Source organism: Actinomadura montaniterrae, assembly GCF_008923365.1.
Taxonomy (GTDB): Bacteria; Actinomycetota; Actinomycetes; order Streptosporangiales; family Streptosporangiaceae; genus Spirillospora; species Spirillospora montaniterrae.
This window is the reverse complement of the sequence record NZ_WBMR01000350.1, coordinates 1-7,146: the sequence shown is the minus strand read 5'-3', so window position 1 is coordinate 7,146 and position 7,146 is coordinate 1. Positions and strand designations below refer to the sequence as shown.

Annotated in this window: 7 protein-coding genes; 6 read left to right on the top strand and 1 reads right to left on the bottom strand. The window is 77.0% G+C overall.

Annotated features, from left to right (window positions below; translation table 11 throughout):
- The 5 genes from F9B16_RS48085 to F9B16_RS48065 all read left to right on the top strand — a co-directional run.
- Nucleotides 1-346, top strand: a 346-nt coding sequence (locus F9B16_RS48085; protein ID WP_264159872.1) for a PEP-utilizing enzyme, incomplete at its 5' end; no start/stop codon positions are given.
- A 45-nt stretch (nucleotides 347-391) separates the two neighbouring features.
- Nucleotides 392-1,438 (top strand): polyprenyl synthetase family protein, encoded by a 1,047-nt coding sequence (locus tag F9B16_RS48080; RefSeq protein ID WP_192809363.1) that lies wholly within the window; start codon nucleotides 392-394, stop codon nucleotides 1,436-1,438.
- A gap of 14 nt (nucleotides 1,439-1,452) precedes the next feature.
- Nucleotides 1,453-2,667: a PucR family transcriptional regulator gene (locus F9B16_RS48075; RefSeq protein ID WP_151546957.1), complete on the top strand. Its 1,215-nt coding sequence runs from the start codon at nucleotides 1,453-1,455 to the stop codon at nucleotides 2,665-2,667.
- Between the two features lie 66 nt (nucleotides 2,668-2,733).
- Nucleotides 2,734-3,945, top strand: a complete 1,212-nt coding sequence (locus F9B16_RS48070) for a cytochrome P450 (protein ID WP_151546956.1) — start codon at nucleotides 2,734-2,736, stop codon at nucleotides 3,943-3,945.
- Nucleotides 3,942-4,844 carry a UbiA prenyltransferase family protein gene (locus tag F9B16_RS48065; protein ID WP_151546955.1) on the top strand — a complete coding sequence of 301 codons (903 nt, stop codon included), beginning with the start codon at nucleotides 3,942-3,944 and terminating at the stop codon, nucleotides 4,842-4,844. Before F9B16_RS48070 ends, F9B16_RS48065 begins: the two co-directional genes overlap by 4 nt.
- Before the next feature lie 12 nt (nucleotides 4,845-4,856).
- On the opposite strand, the gene F9B16_RS48060 is transcribed toward F9B16_RS48065, so the two are convergent.
- Complete coding sequence (locus F9B16_RS48060; RefSeq protein ID WP_151546954.1) at nucleotides 4,857-5,243, bottom strand: nuclear transport factor 2 family protein; 387 nt, start codon at nucleotides 5,241-5,243, stop codon at nucleotides 4,857-4,859.
- Between the two features lie 354 nt (nucleotides 5,244-5,597).
- Between F9B16_RS48060 and F9B16_RS48055 the strand changes: the two genes are divergently transcribed.
- On the top strand, nucleotides 5,598-7,146 hold a 1,549-nt coding region (locus F9B16_RS48055), incomplete at its 3' end, for an MFS transporter (RefSeq protein ID WP_225992621.1).

Sequence of the window (7,146 nt, the reverse complement as noted above, 5' to 3'; positions counted from 1 at the left end):
CGGCACGCTGCGCGGGCTCGGGTCCGGCGGCGGGACGGTCCGGGGCCGCGCGAAGGTCGTGCTGGACCCGCGCGTCCCGCCCGGCGACTGCGCGGGCCGCATCCTCGTCGCCCGCGAGACCGACCCCGGCTGGCTCGCCCTGATGATCGCCGCGTCCGGGCTGGTCGTCGAGCGCGGCACCCTGCTCTCGCACACCGCCGTCACGGGACGGCTGCTCGGCGTGCCCACCGCGGTCGCGGTCGGCGGCGCCGTCGCCCGCATCCCCGACGGCGCCTGGATCGAGCTGGACGGGCGGTCCGGCACCGTCCGGATCCTCGGCGCCCCGGCGGGCGCCGCCGCCGGCTGACCCCGGCACCGCCCGAGAACCCCGCGAAGAATGAGGAGTCGACACGTGGAAGAAGGAGCGTTCGGCCGGGCCGCGCAGGAGCGGGCGGCCGCCGAGGCCGAGGCCGAGATCGGCCGGCTGTGCGAGCGGCTCGCCGAGGGCCTGGCGATGGGCCTGGACGAGGGCCGCGAGATGGTCGGCGGCGCGATGGCGGAGTTCCTGGTGGACTTCTTCGAGACCGTCCGGGCCAAGGGCTCCCGTCCCGGGATGCGGGGGATGGTCGCGCTGCCGATGCTGGTGCACGGCGCGGAGGCCGGCGACCCGGCGCCCGCCCGGCCGCTCGCCGTCGTCCACCTGCTGTGGTGGGCGGCGGCCCGCTACCTCGACGACCTGACCGACGTGCCCGGCGCCCCGTCGGCCGGCAACACCGCGGTCGCCAAGCGGGTGCTGACGGCGCTGGCGGTGGGCGGCCAGCTGCCCGCCCGGCTCGTCGCGGACCTGCCGGTGCCCGACGCCGTCCGCCTCGGGCTGGCCGACGAGGTGTCGCGGGTCTGGCTGGACGCGGTGGACGGGCAGCTCCGCGACCTCACCGAACGCCCGTCGGCCGCGACGCCCGCGTCGGTGCTGCGCGCCTACGCGGGCAAGACGGGCGCGCCGTACGCGATGGCGGCGGCGTCCGCGGCCCGGCTCGCCGGCGCGGGAGCCGACCGGGCCGGCGGCTGGCGCGCGTTCGGCCGCCGGCTGGGCGTGCTCCGCCAGCTCGTCAACGACCAGCGCGACCTGGCGTCGGGACGCCACGAGGACCTCGCCAACGGCACCGCCACGTACCTGCTGGCGCACCTGCTGTCGACCCTTCCGCCCGCGCGGCGGCGGGAGGCCCTCGCGCTCCATGCGGGCGCCCGCCACTCGGCGTGCGCGCGCGCCGAGCTGACCGCCTGGATGCTCGACGAGGACGTGCTGGACGGCTACGCCGCGTCCGTCGCGCCGCTCATCGGGCACGCGCACGACCTGCTCGGGCTGCTCGGCGGCGACCCCGCGTTCGTCCGCGGCCTGCACGACCTGGTCGACGAGACCGCCGTGCACCTGCCCGGACTGCGGCTGGCCGTGGCCTGAGAGGAGGACCCCGCATGACTACGGCCGGCGGACTGCCGGACTTCCTCGCGGCGCAGGGCCCGCGGGTCGCCGCGGCGGTCGGCGAGGCGCTCGGCGGCCACCCGGCGCACCAGCCGATCCGGCGCACCGCCGGGCCGCTGTTCGGCGGCCGGGAGGAGACCGCCGCGCGGCTGCTCGCGCTCGTCGCGGCGGGCGGGCCGCTGCCCGCCGACGACCTCGCCCGGTTCCGCGCCGTCGGGGGTCGGGCGGCGCGGCAGGGCATCCCGCTGCCGGTGCTTTCGGAGGTGTGGGACGGCGCGCTCGCCGCGGCGGCGCGGACCTGCTGGGCGGGCGCGCCCGCCGGCCTGTTCACCGAGCTGGCCGAGGCGACGGGCCGCGCCGCGCGGCTCGCGGGACGGGCCCGGGAGGCGTGCATCCAGGGCTACGCGGACGCGCCGCGCGAGGGCGTCCGGTCCCGGCCGCTGCGCCGCCTGCTCGCCGAGACGCTGATCGACGGCGCGCCCGCCGGGGTCATCGCGGACGCCGCCGGGGTCGCGCTCGCGCCCTGCTACCTGGTGCTGCGCTGCGAGGCGCCCGGCCTCGGCGCGGCCGCCGCGGCGCACTGGGCGCGGGCCCGCGAGCACCTGGAGGCGATCGACGGCGTGCTCTACTCCGGCGACCTCGCCGAGCTGGTCGCGCTGTTCCCGGCCGGGGACCCGGTGCGCGCCGAGGTGCTGGCCGCCGAGTTCGTCGCCGTGCTCGCCACCTGGACGCGGGGGCCGGTGCACGCCGCCGAGTCCTGCCGGGGCGATCTCGGCGGGATCCCCGACGCGCTGGAGGAGGCGTCCCGGGTGCTGACGGTCGTCAAGGCGATCCCGGACGCCGAGGACCGCCCCTACCGCGCCGACGAGCTGCTCGTCGAGCTGGCGATCCTCGGCCAGCCCGGGATCCGGGAGCGGCTCGCCGCGGTGCTGTCCCCGCTGGACGCCGGCACCGACCTGCGCCGGACCCTGGAGGTGCTGCTCGCCTGCAACCTCGACCGCGAGCGCGCCGCCCGGGAGCTGTGGATCCACCGCCGGACGCTGCACTACCGGCTCGACCGCATCCGCGACCTGTCCGGCATCGACCCGAGCTCCGCGCGCGGCATCCAGCTGTTCCGCGCCGCGCTCACCTCGGCGCGGCTCACCAGCCTCGAACGCGACGGCCGCCGGGCGGAGGAGGCGTCGCTGCCGCCGCCGCTGAGCGCCTGACCGTCCCCGACCCGACCCCGACCCCGACCCGGCCCCGGCCCGACCGCCCCCGCCCGGAGAGCGATCTTGGACTTCCCCCTGCCGCACCGTCCCGGCGTCCCGCTGGACCCCGGCCACCTGCGGCGGCTGCGCGAGCGGCCGCTGACGCCCGTCCGGCTGCCCGGCGGCCACGACGCGCTGCTGGTCACCCGGCACGCCGACGTCCGCGCCGTCCTCGCGGGCGACGGGTTCGGCCGCGAGGCCTGGACGGGCGGCACCCTGTTCGCCCGCGACGCCCCGTCCCTGGCCCTCGTCGCCTCCGACCCGCCGACCCACACGCGCCGCCGCCGCGCCGTCCAGGCCAGGTTCACCGCCCGCCGCGCCGAGGCGGACCGCCCGCGCGCCGAGGCCCTCGCCGAACGGCTGCTCGACGACCTGGAGGCGGCCGGGCCGCCCGCCGACCTCCTCGCCCGCTTCGCCACACCGCTCCCGTACGCCCTCATCCGCGACATGCTCGGCGTCCCGGCCGCCGACCTCGGTAGGCTGCTGCCGTGGACCGGCGCGCTGATGTCGGCGGGCCATGTCCCCGCGGCGGAGGTCGAGGCGGCCCGCGCGGGCATGTTCGGCTACTTCTCCGCCCTGCTCGACGCCCGCCGCGCCGCGATCGCCGCCGGAGACCCCGGCGACGACCTGCTCACCGAGCTGCTGTCGGACCCCGCCGAGCTGCTGTCGGACCCCGCCGAGCGGCTGACCGCCGAGGAGATCACCGTCTTCGGGCTGGGGCTGTTCATGGCGGGCGGCGAGACCACGTCCAACTTCCTCGCCGCCTGCGTCCTGGAGCTGATCGCGCGGCCGGACCTGGCCGCGGCGCTGCGCGCCGACCCGTCCCGCGTCCCGGCCGCGGTCGAGGAGTTCCTGCGCTGGGTCTGGTTCGGCGGCACCGGCGGCCGGCCGCACGTCGTGCTCGCCGGCACCCGCCTCGGCGGGACGGCGCTGCGGCGCGGCGACGTCGTCGTCCCGCTGACCGACGCCGCCGGCCGCGACCCGGACGCGTTCCCGGACGCCGACGCGTTCCGTCCGGACCGCTCGCCCAACCCGCACCTCGGCCTCGGCCACGGCCGCCACCTGTGCCTCGGCGCGCCGCACGCCCGGATGCAGCTCCAGGTCGCGATCACCGCGCTGCTCCGCCGGCTCGACGGCCTCGACCTGGCGATCGACCCGGCGCGGCTGCGCTGGCGCGAGCGGATGTTCGTGCGCGGCGTCTGGGAGCTGCCCGTGACCTGGCGCCCGCGGCGTTGACGAGCGGCGGGGCGGGGGCCGGCCGGTGCCGCCGCATCGGACGGTACGTCGCCGGGAGCCACCCGCCGGTCCCGTCCCTGGTGCTCGCGGTCGCGTGGGCGTACGGGGTGACCGGGCTGTTCGCCGCGCTCGACCCGCTCGTCACGCGGTGGCGGCCAGGCGCCGGGACGGCGGTCGCGGCGGTCACGGTGTTCGCCGACCTGCTGCTGATGCGGGCGCTGGACGACGTCCGGGACCTGGACTACGACCGGCGGTTCAACCCCGGCCGTCCGCTGGCGTCCGGCGCGGTCCGGGTCGGTGATCTCGGTGTTCTCTATGCCCTCGGGGCCCCGGCCGTTCTGGCGCTCAACGCGGCGCGGCCGTGGCAGGCCGCGATCCTGGGCGTTCAACTGGCCTACGGGGTCATCCTGGTCGCCGTGCATTGCCGGTGGGGATGGCCGCCGGGGGAGCGGCTGCTCGTGAACCTGCTGGTCAGCCTGCCCGCACCCGTCCTCCTGCACGCCTACCTGTACGCGGGGTACCTGCACGCGGCGGGCCATCGCGCCGGTTGGCCCGGGTGCGCCGCCGTCGTCGTGGCCGTCCTCGCGGCCGGGCACGCCGAGCTGGCGAAGAACATCACGCGGGAGCCGCGGCCGGGGGAGCGAACCTACGCCGCCGCGCTCGGACTCCGGGGCAGCGCCGTCCTCGCCCTCGCGGCGCCCGCGCTGTCGGCCGCCCTACTCGCGGCATGGTCACGGGCACCGCTCGCCTGGACGCCCGCCGCGGTCCTGCCGCTCGCGGTCCCGGCGGCGGCCGGGCACCGGTTCCTGCGCGGCCGGGCCCGCCGGCCGGCGGCCGCGCCCCCGCTCCACCTGCTGCTCACCTTCGCCGGATACGCCGCACTCGGCCTGGCCAGGTGACGCGCGGCGGCGTCAGGCGAGCCCCATCTCGCGCTTGGCGGCCTCGAACTGCACCGCCATCGCCTCCGACAGCGCCTTCGCGCCCGACAGCGGGCGCACCATGACGCAGAACTCGTCGATCAGCCCCGAGTCGTCGTGGTGCAGGAAATCGCAGCCGTGCACCTCGCGGTCGCCGACCCGCGCCTTGAACACCAGCGCGTGGTCGCGCCCGTCGCTGATCTCCCGGACGTAGCGGAAGTCGGCGAACACCCGGGTCACCGCGCGCAGGATCGCCGACACCACCGGGCGGCCGTCATAGGGCGCGAACGCCACCGGGCTGAGGAACCGCACGTCCTCGGCCAGCAGATCGGGCAGGGCGTCGAGGTCGCCCTGCTCGATGGCCGCGCGGAAAGGGTGCATCGGGCCTGCCTCCATGCCGGGTCTCGTCGCCGCTCGGTGCCGTCCGCGCTCGCGCGGGTCAGGGCGGCGGGCGGCGGGCGGCGTCCCGCCGAGCCTATTGCGATCTCCGCCGGCGGGTCGTGCCGGGGGCACGCCGACCTGACCGGCATGACTCCTTTTTCTCATCCCTGTGGCTCTATCGGTAAATTTCGGTCTTCGCGGAGAGTGATGCTGGTCTCATTCTCCGTCGCGGGCCACCGCCCCGGGAATGAAACCGGCTCTGATCGTCTTGATCACGGGGTGCGCCCGCCGCCCTCAGCGCGGCGCCCCCACCCCGCCGCACGGACCGATCCATCCTCCCGGAGGCGTACCAGCGTGACCCAGCCCGCCACCGCCCAGCACCCGCGCACGGCCGCTCCCGCCGGCGCCGCGGCCGCCGGCCACGAACCCGACCTCGGCCTGCCGGCCGAGCGCGGATCGGGCCTGCTGATCGCCGTCCTGGCGTTCGCCGGCATCGTCGTCGCGGTCATGCAGACCCTGCTGATCCCGGTCATCGGGCAGCTGCCGCAGCTGCTGCACACCTCGCTGTCCAACGCGACGTGGGCGATGACCGCGACGCTGCTGTCCGGCGCCGTCGCCACCCCGATCATGGGACGGCTCGGCGACCTGTACGGCAAGAAGCGGATGACGCTCGTCAGCATCGGCACCGTCGTCGTCGGCTCGCTGGTCGCCGCGGTCAGCTCGCAGCTGCTGCTGGTGGTCGCCGGCCGCGCGATCCAGGGCTTCGCGATGGGCGCGATCCCGCTCGGCATCGGCCTGATGCGCGACTCGCTGCCGAAGGAGCGGCTCGGCTCGGCGCTGGCGCTGATGAGCTCCTCGATCGGCGTCGGCGGCGCGCTCGGCCTCCCGGTGGCGGCCTACATCGCCCAGCACTTCAGCTGGCACATGCTCTTCTACGTCGCCGCCGCGCTCGGCGCCGTGTCGTTCGCGCTGGTGGCGTTCGCCGTCCCGGAGTCGAAGGTGCGGGCGAAGGGGCGCTTCGACATCGCCGGGACGATCGGCCTCACCGCCGGGCTGCTGGCCGTGCTGCTGCCGATCACCAAGGGCGGCGGCTGGGGCTGGACGAACCCGCGCACGCTGGGGCTCGGCGCGGTGGGCGTCGTGATCCTGGTGCTGTGGGGCGTCGTGGAGCTGCGGCTGCGCGACCCGCTCGTCGACCTGCGCACCACCGCGCGCCGCCAGGTGCTGCTCACCAACCTCGCCGCGATCACCATCGGCATCTCCTTCTACGCCATGTCGCTGGTGTTCCCGCAGCTGCTGGAGCTGCCCACCGCGACCGGCTACGGCCTCGGGCAGTCGCTCCTGGTCGCCGGCCTCACGGTGGCCCCGATGGGCATCGCGATGATGCTGGTCTCGCCGCTGTCGGCGCGGATCTCCGCCGCGTTCGGCGCCAAGACCTCGCTCATCCTCGGCATGCTCGTGATCGGCGGCGGCTACGGCGCGGCGCAGGGCCTGATGAACGCGGTGTGGCAGGTGGCGCTGGTCTCGGCGCTCGTCGGCGCCGGCATCGGGCTGGCCTACTCGGCGCTGCCCACCCTCATCCTCGGCGCCGTCGACCCCTCCGAGAGCGGCGCCGCGAACGGCGTGAACACGCTGATGCGCTCCATCGGCACCTCGGTGTCCAGCGCGCTGCTCGGCACCGTCCTCGCCCGCAACACCGTGCACTTCGGCGGCGCCGAGGTGCCGGACATGACCGGCTTCCGGATCTCGCTCGGCATCGCGACCGGCGCCATCGCGCTCGGCGTCCTGCTCGCGGCGTTCCTGCCGTCCGCGCGCCGCGCGGTGCGGCGCACCGGGCACCCGGCCCAGCCGCCCGCGCCCGCACCGGCCGACGCTCCGGCCCTGGTCGAGGCGCCGGCGGAGA